Source organism: Phycobacter azelaicus (assembly GCF_014884385.1).
Taxonomy (GTDB): domain Bacteria; phylum Pseudomonadota; class Alphaproteobacteria; order Rhodobacterales; family Rhodobacteraceae; genus Phycobacter; species Phycobacter azelaicus.
Map to the genome: position 1 here is coordinate 1,335,185 of NZ_WKFH01000003.1, position 18,782 is coordinate 1,353,966.

Below are 18,782 nucleotides of genomic sequence, written 5' to 3' on the forward strand. Positions count from 1 at the left end.
ACCTGAGGCTCTCCCGCCCGTCATCACCCTTCTTAATGGAAGGGTGCCTCCTGTTGGGCCCGGCGCTGCGCAAAGCGCGGCGCCGGGCCCAAGGCCGCCAAGGGTGTCGTGGCAGTGCCACGGCATCCTGCGGGCGCGGGAGGGCGACGTTGACCTGACCGGATCAGATGAAGCTTTGGATGGTTTTCAGCGCACCGTCGAGGGCTTCGCCTTTTTCGTCCTGCAGGGCGGCTTCCCGCAGGCGGGCGACCCATTCGGGGCCGTCTTCGCGGGCCTCGACTAGTCTTGCGCCATCCAGAACGCGGTCAAACTTCGAAAGACCCCGCGCATGGGTGTCGGAATAGCCCTTGATCAGCCTGCGGCAGCGCAGGATTTCGACCGCCATGTCATAGCGATCCGGCAGGTAGCCATGGGCGCGGGCCAGCCAATCGTCCAGATGAGCCTGCTCCAGTGCGTGACGGTGGGTCTTGCGACGCCAGCCACGTAGGCCTCCGATCAGGTAAAGCATGACAAAGCCGCGCAGGCTGTCGGTGCGGATGCGGCGTCCCTTGTTGAACAGGCGATCCAACCGCTTCATCCAGGTGGGGCTTGCTTCAACCCGGGCGCCCAGACGGGCAGGAAACAAGCCTGCAATCTCCTCGGCACGGGGATGCAGGTAGTCGGTGAGGGTCATCGCCTTGCCTGCGCTGCCAATCTCACCTTCGATACGTTCGAACCGGCTGGCACGGGTCTTGAGGTCGGCCACGCGGATCACGTCGTCATAGGCCATGGCGTTAGCGATGTATTTCGCTGCTTCGCGAGACAACATGTGGTCGCGGCTGGCGTGGTCTTTCGCCACGAAAGTGTCGAGCCGGTCCAGATATTCCGCACCATAGGCGACGTCCTGGAACTCCACCACCTTCCGGAGGCCTGCCTCTGCCATCTCCTGCACTTGGGCTGGCAAGGCGGCGATGCGGGCCGTCAGGCCCTCGAACGCGCGGATCTGCCGTGGCGAACCTGATGGAGCCTGCGCCGGTATTGCTTTGGGCTGTCCTGTTGGACGATCTTCCCCCGTCTGCGCGAGATCATACCCGGCAGCAAAGGCGCGCAGGCTGGCCTCGACCCCCTTGCCTGACGCGCGGATCGCATCCTCGAAAGCGGTTCGTTCAAACGGCAGGGCGCCGGATCCGGCCAATGCTCCGAACAGTGACGCCGAGATCACCGACCCCGCGCCCACGGCCGCGCGTTCCATATCGGCCATGATCAGCTTTTCAGCGGCCATTTCGGCGGCGGCGCGCACCTCTTCGGCATCGGCCATACCGTCGCCGGGCACCATCTTTTCCGAAACCGCCAGCGCCCGGTGGGTTGAGGCAATCAGGGTCGTGCGATCAGGGGTTACAAAGCCGCGCAGGATAGCGCGCCCGGCCTCCATCATCTCGGCGGCAATCATCACGTCCACGTCGCCCTGTGCGGGCGCCAGGGAGAATACCGGGTTCGGGACTGAGGCCGGAGCCATCTCGACATAATAGATCGTGGCACCTGTGCGCTGGGCGACGCCCGCAACGCTGGTAGCTTGGGCGTTGTAGCCTTGAGACCGCGCCAGGGATTCGATCCAATTGGTCAGCACGCCGCCGCCCTGGCCACCCACGGCGAGGATCGCCAGTTTGATCACTCCTTCGAGCCCGGCATCGCGCTGGCCCGCCCCGATTGGCAGTTCGATGGACATCAGGCGGCTCCCTGGCTCACGGTGCTGGAAAACTGCAGGCGCCGTGCCGAACGACGGTTTTGCAGCCACGAAATGACCCGCGTTCGCAGCCCTGCCTTCCAACGCTCAAACCCGGTGGGATTATGCACCACACGGGCCTCGTAGAAAGAGGGGCACAGGATCGCAGCATCGGCAACCTCACCGCAGTTGCCACAGCCAACGCAGGTCTGGTCGATATGGGCAACCGGATCGTCGCGCAGGGGATCGTCGAGTTTCTTCAAGGACAGCGACGGGCAGCCCGACAGGCGGATACAGGCGTGATCGCCGGTGCAGATGTCCTGATCGACGCCGAAACGGGGCACCTCGACGCGGGTGCCTTCCTTGATGGCGGCATTGCGCAGGGGTTTCTCCCGCCGCTGCCGGTTCAGCATGCATTCCGAGGAGGCGACGATCACCTTTGGCCCGTCATAATCGGTGGTCAGCGCCTCGCGGATGGTGGCGCGCATCTGTGTGACGTCATAGGTGCGGTCGATCTGGCGGATCCATTTGACGCCCGCGCCCTCCAGCGCCTTGGTGATCGGGTTGTTGGTCGCCTTGCTGGTATTCTTGGCGCGGCTTGAGGGGATATCCTGTCCGCCGGTGGCAGCGGAATAGTAGTTATCGACGATGATGGCGACGCTGTCGGACTTGTTGAACACCATGTTCCCGATCGAGGAACTGAGCCCGTTGTGCCAGAAGCCCCCATCGCCAAGGATCGAGATCGCACGCTTTTCGCCGCCGCCGTCAAAGGCCGCGTTTGAGGCCGGGCCAAGACCATAGCCCATGGTCTGCCCGCCGATTTCGAACGGAGGCAGGGCGGCGAAGAGGTGACAGCCGATATCGGCCGAGATCTGATGTTTGCCGAGCTCCTTCTCCACCAGCTTCATCGAGGCAAAGATGGGCCGCTCAGGGCAGCCGGTGCAGAACCCCGGCGGGCGGATCGGCACGGTCTGGCTGAGGTCCGGGATCTCGGGCGCGGGTTCGTTGGGGGCGAGGATCTGACCGGGCAAAAGGCTTGCGGCATAGGTGCGCAGAAAGTCTTCGATCCCGTCTTTCATCACCTGGCCGGTGTATTCGCCCGCCTTGGGGAAAGTGCCCTTGCCTTCGAGTTTCGTGCTGCTGCCCGCTTTGTAGAGCATCGCGCCCAGTTGCTGCTCGATGAACTCGGGCTGGCCTTCCTCGATCATCAGGACGGCGTCCTTGTCTTTGCAGAAATCGAGAAGATCGCTTTGCACCAGCGGGTAGGTCACGTTCATCACGTAAAGCGGCACGTCCGTGTTGCCGGACAGATCTGCAAGGCCAAGGCGCTGCAGCGCGCGGATGACGCTGTTGTACATACCGCCAAGGCAGATCAGCCCGACCTTTCCCTCCTTGGGGCCGAACCGCTCGTTCAGGCCATTTTCGAGGATGTATTTCTCGGCAGCTGGCCAGCGGTTGTCGATCTTGTCATGCTCGTGCAGATAGGACATCGGCGGCAGCACCACGCGGGAGAAATCCCGCTGCGGGTTGGCCAGCGCATCGCGCACGGTCAGATTGGGCCGCTGGTTGTCGCGGCAGTCAAAGGTGCCGGTCACATGGCACGACCGGATGCGCACCATCAGCATCACCGGAGTGTTAGAGGCTTCGGAGAGGCCAAAACCATCGCCCACTGATTTCACGATCGAGGGCAGATTGGGGCGCGGATCCAAGAGCCAGAACTGTGACTTCATCGCAAAGGCATAGGAGCGTTCCTGCATGATCGAGGAGCCTTCGCCGTAGTCTTCCCCCACCACCACAAGGGCGCCGCCGGTGACCCCGGAGGAAGCGAGGTTCGCCAGCGCATCAGAGGCCACGTTGACCCCGACCGATCCCTTGAAGGTGACAGCGCCCCGGATGGGATAATGCACCGACGCGGCCAGCATCGCTGCGGCTGCCGCCTCTGACGCGTTCGCCTCGTAGCGAACGCCAAGTTCGCCAAGCAGATCCTCGGCATCGGCCAGAACATCCATCAGGTGCGAGATCGGAGCCCCCTGATAGCCGCCCACGTAGCCTACCCCGTTTTCAAGCAGAGCCTTGGTGATGGCGAGAATACCCTCTCCGGTAAAGCTGTGCCCTGCGCCTTTGCGAAGGTGCTCGACTTCTGCCTTGAACGACCTTTCGGCCATGGGCGCCTCCTTGGCTTGTCTTCGGGGGTCAGATCTGGTGCACGCGCACGTTGCGCAGAATAGTTTGCAGGGTGGCGACGAACTGGCGCTGCTCTTCTTCGCTGATGCCTTTGAACATCTGCGCATAGGCCGCAGCGATATGCGGCCAGAGCTTTTCCTGCGTTTCACGACCCCTCGGCGTCATGTAGATGCGGGTGGCGCGGCTGTCGTCCGGGTCAGGGCAGCGGGAAATCAGCCCTTCCTTTTCCATCTTGTCCAGGGATCGGCTGAGCGTCGATTGCTCCACCACCGCATAGACGGCAAGTTCACGGATCAATAGTCCATCCATCACGGAAAGCACCGCCAGCGTCCGCATCTTGGGTGTCGTTAGGCCCAGGGCCGCCATTTCTTCGCGCAGGGAGGCGTTGTAGCGCCCCATTATGCGGTTCATCAGGTAGGGCGGGAAATTCTCCAGCCCGATCTCTCCCAGCCGCGGCGTACCTGCGGCTTGCGGTTCTTGCGTGACAACATTTTCCTCGTTCATGCACCCATCCTTTTAGCAAGGTTGTAGCCGGACCCGCCGCCCAGACCAGGTCCGGGGTGGGTCGCAGCGCCAATCATATGCAGGTCCTTCACTGCGGTGGTGTTATTGACCGATTGAGGGAAGGGGCGCCAGACAAAGAACTGGTCGAGGGTGCAGGCCCCGCCATAGGGGTCGCCGCCCACCAGATTCATGTTCAGATCCTGCAGGTCGGCGGGGGAATAGGCGCGGCGGGCCAGTTTGATCTTGTCGAAATCCTTGATGTGCCGGGCAAGGATCGCCTCGATCCGGTTGGCAAAGGCTTCGCGGGTAGCCTCGTCCCACTCTGGCCCTGTTTCGATCTGGCCTGCGGCATCCCCCTTGATCACGCGGGGGGCGTCGGGGATCTGCAGCCAGAGGATCGCCTTGCCGTCCGGGCAGCGGGTGGGGTCCATGCGATGGGGCTGGCCGACGCAGATGGTCGGGGTTTCGGGCAGCATGCCGCGCTCCGCTTCGTTGGCGGATTTCGACACGCTGTCGACGCCATCGGCGAGGTGGATCAGAGCGACGTCTTCCAAGCCTTCGCTCAGCCATTCGGGGGCAGCGTCCAGCGCATAGTGCAGCTGGAAATTGCCACGCCCATGGCGATAATTCTTGGTGGCTTCGGGGGCATCCTCTTGCGGCAACAGACGGCCATACAGCTGCGAGGGGGTGACCGATGCAATGACCGAGGCGCCGTGGATCACCTCGCCATCGCTGGTCTCCACGCCCACGGCATGCCCGTTCTGTGTGATGATCCGGGTCACATCCGTGCCCGTGCGGATCACGCCGCCGTTTCCCGTGATCAGGCGACCGAATGCCCCAGCCGCTGCACCGGCGCCGCCCTTGACCACGGGCGCCCCAGCGGCCTCCAGCGCGAAGGCGACGACCCGGCCCATCTGGGCAGAGTAGGTGCTTTCCGGGGTCAGCCCGCAGTGGAGCACCCAGGGCGCCCATAGGGCCTGCATGTCTTCGGAGCCGTAAGAGGATTCCAGCCAGCCCCGCGCCGGTTGCAGCGCCGCGCCGACCCAGGATTTGAGGCCGTTTAAGCCCCGCTTCCAGGCCTGTTTCGCCATCAGTTTGGCGGTGCCCAGCGACCAGAGTGGCCCGCCGAGCAGAGCAAAAAGGAACTCCGCATCCGCTTCGATCCCGCCCACATCGCGGCCATGCTGCGCCCCGTCGCCGGGATGTAGTGCGTCAAAGGCCGCAATATTGGTGGCGCGGTCCATGGTCAGCACCGTGGCGCGCCCGTTCGGGCGCAGTACTGCCGTGGGATGGGCGGTGTGGCAGAACTCCAGCCCGTGCTTGCCCAGATCCTCGGCCAGCTCTGCATAGGCGGGGGAGGTCAGGAACAGAACAAAGGTCGCCGCCATCACATCATGGGCATAGCCCGGCAGCGTGATCTCATCGGTGCGCATGCAGCCGCCGATCCGATCAGAGCGTTCAAGCATCAGAACCGGCTGCCCCTTGCGGGACAGGAGCGCGGCGGAGACCAGCGCGTTGATGCCAGAGCCGATGATGATATGCGGAGCGGCGGCCATCTGCTTTTATCCTTTGGGAACCAGCGCCAAGGCGCGGATCGGGCTGCCGGTGCCGCGCTCGATCTTCAGCGGGGCGGCGATCAGGATGGCGCCCTTGGGCGGCAGCTTGTCGAGGTTGGCAAGCGAGGCCAGGCCAAAGCAGTTGTCGCGGTGCAGCAGGTTGTGCGCCGGGTAGGGCGGCTCCATCCCGCCGGCCTGACCGGCATCGGTGCCGATGCACTGGCTACCCCAGCCTACGATGCCCTTGCTGAGAAGGTACTCGATCGCATCCGGGGTCGGCCCGGGGCTGTGCGGGCCGGTTTCATCGGCGTTGAGGAAGGCCGCCTCGTCGCCTGCGCGCTTGTCCCAGTCGGTACGCATCACCACCCATTCGCCCTTGCCGATTTCGCCATGCTCGGCCTCCCAGGCCTTGATCAGATCGGCGGTCAGCAGGAAATCCTCATTTTCCGCGCTTTCGGCGGAGCAGTCGATCACATTGACCGGAGCAATCAGGCGCTGCACGTCCAGCGTGTCTGTGAAGCCTTCCTCATAGTCCTTGCCGGTGATCCAGTGGTGCGGCGCATCGAAATGCGTGCCGGAATGTTCACCTAGCACCATCCAGTTCCAGGCAAAGAACGGACCATCCTCGTCGTATTCGCTGATCTTGTGGATCTCGACCTTGGGGGTGTTCTTTGCAAAATCCTCGGGCAGTTGCAGGATCGGATTGTTCGGACCCAGCACGCCGGTGCAGTCCACGACCTCGATCTCTCCGGTCAAAAGCTTGGCGCCAAGCCCGTCCAATGCGGTTGTTGCGGTCATTATCGCCTCCCGTGTTGTGCGCGGTCTGTTGCTGCCGCTTTTGTGCGATGACAAATCCATGCTAGACAGATTTAAATGCATTTGCAAATATCAATGTGTGAAGGATAAAGGAATCTCCCCATGTCCACGGTGCCGGATGCAGTCATAATAGGAAGCGGTCACAATTCACTGGCCTGCGCTGCGCATCTGGCGGCGAAGGGGTGGCGCGTTGCCGTCTACGAGCGCGCCGAAGTGCCGGGCAGGGCTGTAAAGACAGGTGAATATACGCGTCCCGGCTTTCGCCATGATTGGGCTGCGATGAATCTATCCCTTTTTGCAGGGTCTTCATTTCATCAGGCATATGCACAGGAGCTTGCGGGTCATGGGCTGTCTTTCGCGCCTGCGGCCAATTGTTTTGCTTCGGTTTTTCCGGATGGGACCTGGCTGGGAATCGGCACCGACGTGGGTGCGAATACGGCGCGAATCGAGCGTGAGAACCCGGCGGATGCCAAAGCCTGGGAGGCGTTGAGCGCAGAATTCCCGGCGCGTGCTGAAACTTTGTTCGCTCTTCTCGGAAGTCCGATCAATAAACGTGCATTTGCATCTTTAGGGTGGAAGTCCTGGCGCAAGATGGGCTCTGCCGGGCTGATGGATCTGGGTCAGTTCCTGGCTTCATCCCCGCGCAGTTGGCTGGAAGAGACGTTTCAGTCGCCCAAGGTGCGCGCGCTGCTGGCGGCCTGGGGCATGCATCTGGATTTTGCCCCCGATGTGGCGGGCGGTGCCCTGTTTCCCTATCTCGAAGGGCAGGTCAATCAGGCCTTTGGCATGGTGCTGGGGCAGGGCGGCGCCGACGGCATGATCAAGGCGATGGTCGCCATGATCGAAGCGCGCGGCGGGTATGTGACCTGTGGGGTAGAGGTTTCGCGCGTTTTGCAGTCTGGCGGGCGGGCTACTGGCGTTGAGTTGGCCGATGGCACGCGGGTAGAGGCGAAAAGGGCGGTGATCGCCAATGTCGCCCCCGCCGCGATGTTGCGGTTGACCGGTGGCACACCTGACAAACGGTACGACCGGGGGATGGAGACATTCTCACATGCGCCGGGCACCATGATGATCCACTTGGCCATGGAGGATCTGCCGGATTGGGCGGCGGGCGAAGAACTCAAGCGGTTCGCCTATGTGCATATGGCGCCGAGCCTTGATCAGATGGCCCGCACCTATGCGCAGGCCAAGGCGGGGCTGTTGCCGGATGAGCCGGTGATTGTCTGCGGTCAGCCGACCGCAATCGACCCCAGCCGCGCGCCCGAGGGAAAGCATGTGCTGTGGCTGCAGGTGCGCATGGTGCCGGGACAGATCAAAGGCGATGCCGCTGGCGAAATCACCGCAACCGAATGGACAGAGGCTGCGCAGCCGATGGCAGAGCGCGCGCTTGATCTCCTTGAAACCTATGCACCCGGCACAAGGGCAAAGATCCTTGGCCAGCATATCGTGACTCCCGCCATGCTGGAGGCCGACAACCCCAACCTTGTGGGCGGGGATCAGGTCTGCGGCAGTCACCATCTGAACCAGCATTTCATGTTCCGGCCCCTGCGCGGGTTCGCTGACGGCTCAACCCCCATTCGTGATCTCTATCACACCGGGGCGGCGGTCTGGCCAGGCGCGGGAACCGGGGCCGGGGCGGGATACCTGCTCGGGCAAAAACTGGCCGGCGCCTAACAAAATCAACAAGCCGGTCTTCCAACCAACAGGGAAACGCAAAATGAAACTCACAAGACGCACGTTATTACAAAGTACCGCCGCCAGTGTAGCCCTTGCCGGGGCCAGCCTGCCCAGCTTTGCCGCCGGGATCGAGGAACTGGTGATCGCCTACAACGTCAATCTGCCCAGCTGGGACCCAACCGTGGGCCCTTCGGCGGTGAACCCGACCATCCAAGGCATCTACCAGTCGGTGTTTGACCTGTTCATTCCGCAGAACCCGGATCTGTCGTTCGGCTCTGGCATCCTGACCGGCTATGGCTGGAATGAGGACAAGACCAAGATCTGGATGGATGTGCGCGAAGGGGTGACTTGGCACAATGGCGACCCCCTGACGCCCGAGGACGTGGCCTGGTCGCTGGAGCGCGCGGGCAATCCAGAGACCGGCAACCCGATCCAGTTCATCTGGGGCAAGATCGGCAATTATGCCATCGATGGCAACCGGGTGACGGCGGATGTTCTGGCCTATGAGCCGACGATCTTCAAATGGATGAGCTTCCTCACCGGCTATATCCTGCCCAAGAACTACTATGAGTCCGTCGGCGCCGATGGATTCGAGGCCGCCCCCGTGGGCACCGGCCCCTATATGGTCGAAAAGTTTGAGCGCAACGCCTTCGTGCGCCTCAAGGCCAATGAAAACTACTGGGGCGGCGCGCCCGAGTTCAAATCCGTCACCATTAAATTCGTGACCGATGCCGCCAGCCGCGTGGCCGAGGTGGAATCGGGCAACGCCCATGTGACGTTGGAAATGCCCTATGAGGAGTTCGACCGCCTCAAAGAGAAATCCGGTATCATGGGCACCGCCGCGCCGGTCTCGGATATCGGGATGATCTTCATCAACGATGTGGACGTGATGAAGGACGCCAATGTGCGTATGGCCATGGCCCATGCCATCGACAAGCAGTTGATCATCGACCGCCTGCTGTCCGGCTATGGCGTTGCCATCGACACGCTGCAGACGCCGGACTATTCCGCCTATGACGCTTCGATCAAGGTCGCCTATGACCCTGAGAAGGCCAAGGAGTTGCTGGCGGCCTCGGGTTATGGGCCGGACAATCCGGTCAAGTTCACCATCCAGACCACCCGCGGCTTCAAGCCGAAGGATTACGAGATCATCCAGGCCATCGTCGGCCTCTGGCGCCGGGTCGGGATCGAGGCCGAGATCGAAGTCTACGAGATCGCCAAACACTACGAGCTGCGCGCGGCGGATACGTTGGCGCCTGCGGCCTTCTACAACTGGGGCAACTCGATCGGTGATCCCACAACCTCGACCGGCTTTGCCATGTTCGGCCCCTCGCCGCATTCGGTCTGGGATGGCGAAGACCTGATGCAGAAGATCCTGCCTTTGTGGGGGGAAGCGGATGAGGCCAAGCGGATCGATGGCTGGAAAGAGGTGGATCGCTTCATCGCGGCCAATGCGCTAGTCATTCCGCTGCTGCAATATGTTCAGCCGATCCTGCACAGTGAGCAGGTCAAGGTTGTTCCCCATGCCTCCGGGGCGCTTCTGCCCCACCTGATGACGCGGGCCTGACACCACGTCTTCCTTGGCGGCGGGGGGCGGATTGATTGCGCCGACCCCCCGCGGCCCTTTTTCACGACCTGACAGAATGAAGGTAGACAATGCAGATCCTGCGCAGAATGATCGCGCGGCTGGCGGCCACGGCTGTGACGCGGGTCGGGGTGGCGGTCATCGTCTTTGTGGTCATCCGCGTGGTGCCGGGCAACCCGATTGCCATGATGCTGCCGCCGGGGGCCACCGATGCGGATATCCAGCGGCTTCAAGAACTTTACGGCCTTGATAAAACCATCCCCGAGCAGTTCCTGATCTGGGCGGGCGGCGTGCTTCAGGGCGATTTCGGCACCTCCATTTCGCTGCGCCAGCCGGTGTCCGAGCTGGTTCTGGGTCGTCTGCCCGCCACGCTGGAGCTTTCGGTGATGGCGCTGGTCATCGCGGTGATCCTCGGCGGAGGCATGGCGCTGACTGCGACCCTATATCGGGGCACGCGGTTAGAGGGCGCCATTGATGTCACCGGCGGCATGGCCCTGTCGGTGCCGGATTTCCTCTGGGGGCTGGTGCTGATCCTGCTCTTTGGTGTGCTTTGGCCCCTGTTTCATATCTCGGGGCGCATCTCGCCCTCTTTGGGGTTTGAGTTTCAGTCGAACTTCTACCTTTGGGAAAGCTTTGTCCGCCTGCGGTTTGATGTCTGGGCGGATATCGTCGCCCATATGTTCATGCCCGCGCTGGCGCTGGCGATTCCGCTGGCGGCGATCATCTCGCAGCTGCTGAAGCAGTCGCTTAAGGAAACCATGCATCTGGATTACGTGACCCTGGCGCGCACCAAGGGGTATTCCGAGACCAGCATCATCACCCGCGAGGCGCTGCCCAATGCGATCCTGCCGACGCTGACGCTGGTCGGGGTGCAGTTCACCTTCCTGATCGGAGGCACGGTCATCGTGGAGCGGCTGTTCTCTTATGAAGGGCTTGGCAACATGGCGATCGACGCGGTGATCAACCGCGATCTGCCGCTCATTCAGGGGATCGTGATCCTGTTCGCTCTGATTTTCACCGTGGTCAATCTGGTCGTCGATATGACCTATGCCGCCCTGAACCCGAGGCTGCGTCATGCGTGATACAAGAGCACATACCCGCGAACCCGGTCTGCGCCTGTGGCTGTCGGGGGGCTGGATCACCATTCTGGTGCTGGCTGCCCTGCTTGCCCCCTGGATCAGTCCGCATGACCCGTTGGCGCAGGATCTGTTCGCCGGGCGCATGCCGCCCTTCTGGCAGGCGGGGGCCGATCCCAACTACCTGCTTGGCACAGATTCCCTGGGCCGTGATGTCCTGAGCCGCATTCTGCATGGTGCGCGCCTCGCCTTGACTGTGGCGCTGATTGCCGGGGTTCTGACCTGCCTGATCGGCGCCGCGCTGGGGCTGATCGCGGGTTACTATGGCGGTTGGGCCGATCTGGTGATCTCGCGCCTTGTTGACATCTGGATGGCCTTCCCGCCGGTGCTCTTTGCGATCCTGCTGATCGCTGTCCTAGGCACCGGCATGACCTCGATCATTATCGCCATCGTGGTGATCGACTGGACGCGGTTCGCCCGCGTCATTCGGGCCGAGGCGATGAGCCAGTCCAAGATGGATTATGTGGCCTCGGCCCAAGTGGTGGGGCGCAGCCGGTTTGGTACCGCCCTGACCGAGATCCTGCCCAATGTGCTGCCCACCATCGTGGCGCTTCTGACGCTGGAGATGGGCATCGCGGTCATCGTTGAGGCGATCCTCAGCTTTGTGAACCTGTCGATTTCCACCGATGCGCCCACATGGGGCGGGATGATCGCCGAGGGGCGTACCTCGGTGCATCAGGCCTGGTGGGTGCTGGTCTTCCCGTTGGTCGCCCTGTTCTTCACCGTCCTCAGTTTCTCCCAATTGGGTGAGGGGCTGAAGGACCATTTCGATCCGGTGCTGCGATGAGCTTTCTGTCCATTCAAGACCTGACCGTGCGGCTGCGGGGCAACCTGCCGATTCTGCGCCGTGTCTCCATCGATGTGGCGGCGGGAGAGGTGCGCGCCCTCGTTGGCGAAAGCGGCGCGGGCAAATCCATGATTGGCAAATCGGTTCTGGGCACCCTGCCGCAGGCGCTGGGCATCACCGGTGGGCGGATCATCCTGGACGGCGAGGATCTGGAGCAGCTCTCCCCCCGTGCCCGCCGCCAAAGGATCGGCGCCAAGGTCGCTTTGATCCCGCAGGATCCCTTGACCGCGCTCAACCCCTCGCGCCGGGTCGGGCCGCAGATCACCAATCGCCTCGTCGATATCCTCGGCTGGACCCGCAAGGCGGCTGATGCCCGCGCGCTGGAGCTTTTGGCAGAGGTCCATATCCCCGATCCCGCCCGTGTTGTGCGCGCCTACCCGCACGAGCTGTCGGGGGGGATGCGCCAGCGGATCCTAATCGCTTCGGCTTTTGCGGCAGAGCCGAAGCTGATTATCGCGGACGAGCCGACAACCGCGCTGGATGTGACCGTGCAGAAACAGATCCTTCGGCTGATCTCGGAGATGCAGCAGCGCCACGGCACCGCGCTCTTGTTCGTGACCCATGATCTGGGTGTGGTCTCCAAGGTCTGCCAGACCATGACCGTGCTCTATTCTGGCATGGTGGTCGAGGACACGAATGTGCGCGATTTCTTCGCCAGCCCAGGGCATCCCTATTCGGCGGCCCTGTTGGCAGCGACGCCGAAATACACCGATCCGGACGGTAGCCTGACCCCGGTGCCAGATGCGGTGATCCGCGCGGTCGAGGAAGAAGTCGCGGGTTTTGATCGCGAGATGGAGGGCGCGGCATGAGCGATGTGATCTATGACGTAAAGGATCTGCGGCTCAGCTTTCCCGATATGTCGCGCAAGCCAATTCTTGGTCCCGCGCCCCGCATCGAGATCCTCAAAGGTCTGACCTTCCAGATCCCCAAGGGCGAGGTGCTGGGTATTGTCGGCGGGTCTGGCTCTGGCAAATCCACCCTCGGGCGGGCGCTGATCCGGCTGATTGAACCGGACAGCGGCCAGATCGATTTCGAGGGAACAGACATCACCCATATGGGCGAGGACGAACTGCGACCCCTGCGGCGTCGGTTCCAGATGATCTTTCAGGATCCCCTGTCCTCGCTCAACCCGCGCCGCCGGGTGGCGGGGATCATCGCCGGGCCTTTGCGCCTGCAGGGGCTAGAGGGGATCGATACCCGCGTCAATGAGGCGCTGGATATGGTGGGCCTGCCCCGCAGCTTTGCCAGCCGCTATCCGCATGAATTGTCCGGCGGACAGCGTCAGCGCGTCGGGATCGCCCGCGCCATCGCCCTAAGCCCCGATTTCATTCTGGCGGATGAGATCGTCTCGGGGCTGGATGTATCGAGCCAGGCGCAGGTGCTGAATCTGCTCGAAGAGCTGGTACGCGAGTTGGGCCTTACGCTGGCCTTCATCAGCCACGACCTGTCGGTGATCCGCCGCCTGTGCAGCCGCATTCTGGTGCTCTATCAAGGCGAAATCGTCGAGAACGCCGCCACGGCGGATCTCTTTGCGGCGCCTGCAGCGCCCTACACGCAAGAGCTGTTGTCGGCGATCCCCTTACCTGATCCTGATCAGGTCTGGGCCTAAGGCGGGGCTATTTCAGCAGACATCGAAGGGGCGCCACGTCTGGCTGATACGCGCGCCGTCAAAGACCTGCAACTCGGGGAATTGCTGGAGCACGGCCTCAGATTGTGTTGGGCGAAACACCAACTGGCTTGGCTCTACTGCGTGCCGTGGCAAGCAGAACCCATGTTGGTTTGAGGAGGGCGCAAAGAACGGGCTGGCGCTCAGGCCGACTGGGAAAACCGGATCTGCCATCCATTTGCCGCCATAGCAGAAAGCGATGCGATCCCGGATGACACCGGTCTTTTGCAGGATGCGGGTCAGACGCGGATGGCCGGGCAATTGATGGTCATAAATCTTCAGAACCGGCGTCACGATAAAGGCTGCCGGTTCGATCTGTGCGTTGATGGGTTGATCAAAGTCGGATGGCTTGATCATCAAGGATCCGATAGTGAAATCATTCGCAGGCCCCGACATCGGCAATCCAAGAAGGGTCGAACTGCCGGCGGTGTTGATGATCTCGCGCTGATCTGGCGTCAAGCAGTCAGCAAAATCAGCCAGCCGTCTCATCGCCTCGGCCTGGGCGTTTTTCCCGCCGCCAAGGATTTTGGGCAGGGCGTGGATATGGGCCTCATATCCCATAAGACCACAGACCTTTAGCTGACCCGTCTGGCCAAGAATGACACGCAGATCCGCTGGTTCGGCAAAACCCCCGCGACCAAGGCCGATATTGACCTCAAAAGCGATGCGAAGTGTGGTTTCGGTTTGCTCTGCCAGTGCTCGGTACTCGGCAAGACGGGCTGCGCTGTCGATGAGCCATGTGACCTGATTGGCGAGCGGAGTCTGATCGATGAATGTTGCCGCCGCCGCAACGGGCATGGGCTTGCCCAAAAGGATTTCTGCCCTGGGAAAATGTTCCAGAAGTTGCGCCGTCAGCGGGAGGTGAAAGGACATCACCCGCTGTGTTCCAAATACCTCAAAGCCTTGTTTAAGCAGGGCAGGCACCGGGATGGATTTATCGGCAAGACGCAAACGATCCGTGTTGGGTAGGGCCTTGCGTATTGTCTTCAGGTTCTTTGTCAGACGCTCGGCATCAATGACCAGCGCCGGGCGATGCAAGCCAGCCAGTTTGACCGCATGGATCAACCGTTCGTAGTAGTGGGTCATAGGCCTAGAAGTCTTGCGATATAGGGCGTGACCAGGCGGTTCTGTGGGTCCAGCTCCCGCCGCGCTTCGATGGCCAGATCCCACTCGGGGTACAGCGCCCGAAGGTCTGCCGCCTCAAGGCCGTGCATTTTGCCCCAATGGGGGCGTCCCTGATACTCTGCAAAGATATCCTCGATGGCTTTGAGGATGCCTTCAAATGGTTTGCCCGCTTCGTGATGGACTGCAATGGACAGACTGTCGCGCTTATAAAACGGGCTGAGACAAAGATCATCACCTGCCACGGTACGCACTTCCATCGGGAAATAGACTTCGGGAAATGTGCTTTCGATCAGTGCCACCACCTCACGTAGTGCGCGGGGACCGTGTTCGAGGGGCAGGTGGTATTCGGATTCGTTGAACCGGATGCCGTCACGATCAGTTGGATAGGCCTTGTGCCATTCCTCTACAAAGTGCTCTTGCGTGTGGGACTTCAAGGCCTGACCCAGAACAAGGCGTCGGAGCCGCGGGCTCCAGCGCAAGAAGCGGGCGGCCATGCGCAACTGGGCAAGACCTTCCTGATCCTTGTCTTCGGGACGCGCGATCAGTGCGTCGCTGCTGGTATCGCTTTCGATCACCAAGGCCTGCCCCGATCCGGTGATGTAGAAAAACTCCACGTTGCGACAGGCCGACATTTTCGAAGAAAACTCCTCCAGAAGATCGTTGAGCGGGATGGCATAACGCCTGCGATCAAGGCGATAGGGTTGCGCCATGTGCATCACCGCCTCGGTCACGACACCACCGGTGCCAATGCCCACCGCCATCGCGCGGAAAAGATCGCCTTCTTTATCGCGCGACAGAACGCGCTTTTCACCGGTGCCGTCGATCACAGTGAACTCCGACAGCATGGAAGAATAGCAACCGAATTCCAATCCGGATCCATGGGTGGCAGTGGCCAGTGCGCCGCCAAGGGCCTGGTCGTTGATATCGCCCATGTTGGAAAAGGCATATCCCATCGCGTGCAGTTTTCTGGAAATGTCCCCCAGCTGCCCGCCTGCGCCAATCCGCGCCCTGAGTTGCCCCGCTTCGGTCACATCATCAAAACCGCCGAGGGAGACCTGTGTCCCTCCGTCCACAGCGGCTATGGGCGTGAATGAATGACCCGCACCGACCATACGAACCGGCCCCTCTGCTCCTTTGAGAACCGCAGAAAGCTGCTCTTCGGATGTGGCGACCACGCGCTGAGAGGGGCGTGCGACTGCGCTTCCTGACCAGTTGGACCATTCTCGCATGTGTTCTCCTTTCATGGCGCCTGTGCAGTCTTGCCGAACAGCAGGTCGGTCTTCGGGGGTACACGCCGTCTCAATAGTCTGACCGGGCGAAGAAGGTCATAAGGCGCCCCATATTCCGGCTGGTGTCATCTCGCGTTTCGGTCAGCGTAGCAGGTTCTGAGCATCCGGATAGAGAAACCAACCGTTCCGTTTTGGGTGACGTTGCTGCCTTCTGCTGCTCCGTGAAAGGCGTGAACGGGCGATCCGGCACGATGGTCGGGTATGGCGATTTGATAAATGAGACCTTTTCATTTGAGTTGCCTTGAGGGTTATCTGTCTGACACAACCGGAGACCAACGGATTTGAAGCGACCTATGAAATCGGCTCTTGGGCAGAACCCGCATGCCATCAAAGACAGCAGAGACAAGAACCTTGAGGTCGCCATCGGGCGGCAGGTGCGGGAGCTGCGCAAAAAGCAGCGGATGACCGGCGCGGATCTTGCGGCGCAAACCGGGCTGTCCACGGGCATGCTGTCAAAGATTGAAAACGGTGTGACATCGCCCTCGCTCAGCACCATTTCCGCCCTCGCGCATGCGCTGAAAGTGCCCCTGGTTCAGCTGTTCTCAGGCTATGAAGAAGAGCGCGGCTGCATGCATGTAAAGGCTGGGCAGGGTGTCGAAATCCAGCGCGAAGGCACCAGAGCAGGCCATCAGTACAACCTTCTCGGCCACATAGGGTCGAACAGCTCCGGGGTTGTTGTCGAACCCTATCTGATCACCCTCGATAGCACATCCGACCGCTTTCCGCTGTTTCAACATGAGGGGATCGAGCTGCTTTATGTGCTCGAAGGGCGGGTGGAATACAGGCACGGTGATCGACTTTACGATCTCAAACCGGGCGATTCACTGCTGTTTGATGCTGACTCCCCCCATGGACCCGAGGACATCCGCGAGTTTCCCACGCGCTACCTTTCGGTCATCACATACCCACAGGCCCGCTAAGTCATCAGTCCGCACAATTATTGATCAAATAGAGTGATTGCGTCCGAAACTTAGGCATCGGCGCATCGGGTGGGGGCCCGCTGGACCCACAGCATACTGACAGCACAAATATTCCTCTGAGGAAATAAAATTTCCCGATAGCAATGGTGGCATAGGCGGACCCCGCCTAGCAGATCCGTTTCAGGAGGACCCTATGTGCGGCATCGTTGGCCTGTTTCTGAAGAACGATGAGATGCGCCCAAGGCTGGGCGATATGCTCACCGATATGCTGATCACCATGACAGACCGCGGCCCCGATAGCGCCGGGATCGCGATTTATGGTGACGAAGACGAAGGTTGCCTCAAGATCACGATACAATCGGACACCCCGGACGAGGCCTTTTCAGGTCTCAAAGAAAATCTGACCACGGCTGCAGGACTACCTGTGGGCGTCAAGGTGCTCGACACCCACGCTGTCCTGACGCTGCCCAGCGATTCAGAGGCAGAGGTGATGTCTGCCTTGGCCGATAAAGGTCTGCGCATCATGGGGATTGGCTCTTCGATGGAGATCTTCAAGGAGGTCGGCCTGCCGCGCGACGTCGCCGCGCGGTTTGACCTGCGCAACATGGGAGGCAGCCATGGCATCGGTCACACGCGCATGGCGACGGAATCCGCCGTCACCACCATGGGCGCGCACCCGTTTTCCACCGCGCCCGATCAATGCCTTGTGCACAACGGTTCGCTGTCCAACCACAACCAGATGCGCCGAAAGCTGGCGCGCAAGGGTGTTGTGACCCAGTCGGAGAACGACACCGAGGTCGGCGCGGCCTATATCTCGTCCCGGATCGCTGAGGGCGCCACCCTGGGTGAGGCGCTTGAGGACACAATAAACGATCTCGACGGGTTCTTCACTTTTGTGACAGGCACCAAAAACGGCTTTGGCGTCGTCCGTGACCCGATTGCCTGCAAACCCGCCGTCATGGCCGAGACCGAAGACTATGTCGCCTTTGCCAGCGAATACCGCGCCTTTGCGGATCTTCCAAATATCGAGGCTGCCACGGTCTGGGAGCCTGAACCCGCAACCGTCTACTTCTGGGAGCGCTGAAAGATGACAACAACGCTCGATATGACCACAACAGATCTGCGAGAGGTCAACACGACCCTGCAGGCCGCCGCCAAATCGCAAGCCAATGAGGCCTATGTCGTCATTAATCCGCGCGGTAGCCATGCCATGGCCTGCGGCCTTGATGGCCCGCTGAACGTCACCATCAAAGGCTCTACCGGCTACTACTGCGCGGGCATGAACAAGGAGGCGTCGGTCACTGTTGAAGGGTCTGCCGGGCCGGGCGTGGCCGAGAACATGATGTCAGGTGTTGTCACCATCGAAGGGGACGCCAGCCAGTACGCAGGCGCCACGGGCCATGGCGGGCTTTTGAACATCAAGGGTAACGCCAGTTCACGCTGCGGGATCTCGATGAAGGGTATCGACATCGTCGTGCATGGCAATATCGGCCATATGTCTGCCTTCATGGCGCAAAAGGGCAACCTGGTTGTGCTGGGGGACGCGGGCGATGCGCTTGGCGATAGCCTTTACGAGGCGCGGCTTTTTGTGCGGGGCAGCGTGAAATCCCTCGGCGCCGACTGCATCGAGAAACAGATGCGCCTTGAGCATATCGAACTGCTGAAAGAGCTGCTGGAAAAGGCGGGCGCGGATGCCAAGCCGGAGGAGTTCAAGCGCTATGGCTCGGCACGGCAGCTCTACCACTTCAACATCGACAACGTAGACGCCTACTGAG

16 protein-coding genes are annotated in these 18,782 nt (G+C 61.4%); 9 read left to right on the plus strand and 7 right to left on the minus strand.

Going from position 1 to position 18,782, the window contains the following annotated elements; all coding sequences use genetic code 11:
- Positions 1–163: 163 nt before the first annotated feature.
- From INS80_RS07390 to INS80_RS07410, 5 genes are read right to left on the minus strand one after another with little or no spacing between them, the layout of a single operon-like run.
- A complete protein-coding gene (locus INS80_RS07390; RefSeq protein ID WP_192965020.1) occupies positions 164–1,705 on the minus strand; it encodes an indolepyruvate oxidoreductase subunit beta family protein in 1,542 nt (513 codons plus the stop codon).
- The gene (locus tag INS80_RS07395) at positions 1,705–3,867 is read right to left on the minus strand and encodes a thiamine pyrophosphate-dependent enzyme (protein WP_192965021.1); all 2,163 of its coding nucleotides are present in this window, start codon (positions 3,865–3,867) and stop codon (positions 1,705–1,707) included. The genes INS80_RS07390 and INS80_RS07395 overlap by 1 nt, the downstream gene beginning before the upstream one ends.
- 28 nt (positions 3,868–3,895) lie before the next feature.
- Complete coding sequence (locus INS80_RS07400) at positions 3,896–4,390, minus strand: MarR family winged helix-turn-helix transcriptional regulator (RefSeq protein WP_192965022.1); 495 nt, start codon at positions 4,388–4,390, stop codon at positions 3,896–3,898.
- Positions 4,387–5,946: a phytoene desaturase family protein gene (locus INS80_RS07405; protein ID WP_192965023.1), complete on the minus strand. Its 1,560-nt coding sequence runs from the start codon at positions 5,944–5,946 to the stop codon at positions 4,387–4,389. Before INS80_RS07405 ends, INS80_RS07400 begins: the two co-directional genes overlap by 4 nt.
- A gap of 6 nt (positions 5,947–5,952) precedes the next feature.
- On the minus strand, positions 5,953–6,744 hold the full coding sequence (locus INS80_RS07410; RefSeq protein WP_192965024.1) for a cyclase family protein: 792 nt from the start codon (positions 6,742–6,744) through the stop codon (positions 5,953–5,955).
- Positions 6,745–6,864: 120 nt separating this feature from the next.
- Here INS80_RS07410 and INS80_RS07415 point away from each other — a divergent pair, with 120 nt between their 5' ends.
- The 6 genes from INS80_RS07415 (at position 6,865) to INS80_RS07440 (ending at position 13,616) form a co-directional block, all read left to right on the plus strand.
- Positions 6,865–8,436, plus strand: a complete 1,572-nt coding sequence (locus INS80_RS07415; protein WP_192965025.1) for a phytoene desaturase family protein — start codon at positions 6,865–6,867, stop codon at positions 8,434–8,436.
- A 43-nt stretch (positions 8,437–8,479) separates the two neighbouring features.
- Positions 8,480–10,006, plus strand: coding sequence for an ABC transporter substrate-binding protein (locus INS80_RS07420; RefSeq protein ID WP_192965026.1), 1,527 nt, complete (start codon positions 8,480–8,482; stop codon positions 10,004–10,006).
- Between the two features lie 89 nt (positions 10,007–10,095).
- A complete protein-coding gene (locus INS80_RS07425) occupies positions 10,096–11,106 on the plus strand; it encodes an ABC transporter permease (protein WP_192965027.1) in 1,011 nt (336 codons plus the stop codon).
- Positions 11,099–11,947 (plus strand): ABC transporter permease, encoded by an 849-nt coding sequence (locus tag INS80_RS07430; protein WP_192965028.1) that lies wholly within the window; start codon positions 11,099–11,101, stop codon positions 11,945–11,947. The genes INS80_RS07425 and INS80_RS07430 overlap by 8 nt, the downstream gene beginning before the upstream one ends.
- Entirely contained in the window at positions 11,944–12,816 is an 873-nt protein-coding gene (locus INS80_RS07435; protein WP_192965029.1) for an ABC transporter ATP-binding protein, read from the plus strand. The genes INS80_RS07430 and INS80_RS07435 overlap by 4 nt, the downstream gene beginning before the upstream one ends.
- Positions 12,813–13,616 carry an ATP-binding cassette domain-containing protein gene (locus tag INS80_RS07440; RefSeq protein WP_192965030.1) on the plus strand — a complete coding sequence of 268 codons (804 nt, stop codon included), beginning with the start codon at positions 12,813–12,815 and terminating at the stop codon, positions 13,614–13,616. Before INS80_RS07435 ends, INS80_RS07440 begins: the two co-directional genes overlap by 4 nt.
- A gap of 12 nt (positions 13,617–13,628) precedes the next feature.
- Here INS80_RS07440 and INS80_RS07445 read toward each other — a convergent pair whose 3' ends face one another.
- Together INS80_RS07445 and INS80_RS07450 are read right to left on the minus strand one after the other, a co-directional pair.
- Positions 13,629–14,759, minus strand: a complete 1,131-nt coding sequence (locus INS80_RS07445) for an alanine racemase (protein ID WP_192965031.1) — start codon at positions 14,757–14,759, stop codon at positions 13,629–13,631.
- Positions 14,756–16,027, minus strand: coding sequence for a D-arabinono-1,4-lactone oxidase (locus INS80_RS07450; protein WP_192965032.1), 1,272 nt, complete (start codon positions 16,025–16,027; stop codon positions 14,756–14,758). Before INS80_RS07450 ends, INS80_RS07445 begins: the two co-directional genes overlap by 4 nt.
- Positions 16,028–16,380: 353 nt before the next feature.
- On the opposite strand from INS80_RS07450, the gene INS80_RS07455 reads away from it, so the two are divergent.
- The 3 genes from INS80_RS07455 to INS80_RS07465 all read left to right on the plus strand — a co-directional run bounded on the left by INS80_RS07455 (position 16,381) and on the right by INS80_RS07465 (position 18,781).
- Positions 16,381–17,007 carry a helix-turn-helix domain-containing protein gene (locus INS80_RS07455; RefSeq protein ID WP_192965033.1) on the plus strand — a complete coding sequence of 209 codons (627 nt, stop codon included), beginning with the start codon at positions 16,381–16,383 and terminating at the stop codon, positions 17,005–17,007.
- Positions 17,008–17,200: 193 nt separating this feature from the next.
- Positions 17,201–18,091: a class II glutamine amidotransferase gene (locus tag INS80_RS07460; RefSeq protein ID WP_192965034.1), complete on the plus strand. Its 891-nt coding sequence runs from the start codon at positions 17,201–17,203 to the stop codon at positions 18,089–18,091.
- A 21-nt stretch (positions 18,092–18,112) separates the two neighbouring features.
- Positions 18,113–18,781, plus strand: coding sequence for a GltB/FmdC/FwdC-like GXGXG domain-containing protein (locus tag INS80_RS07465; RefSeq protein ID WP_226892584.1), 669 nt, complete (start codon positions 18,113–18,115; stop codon positions 18,779–18,781).
- Position 18,782: the final 1 nt, after the last annotated feature.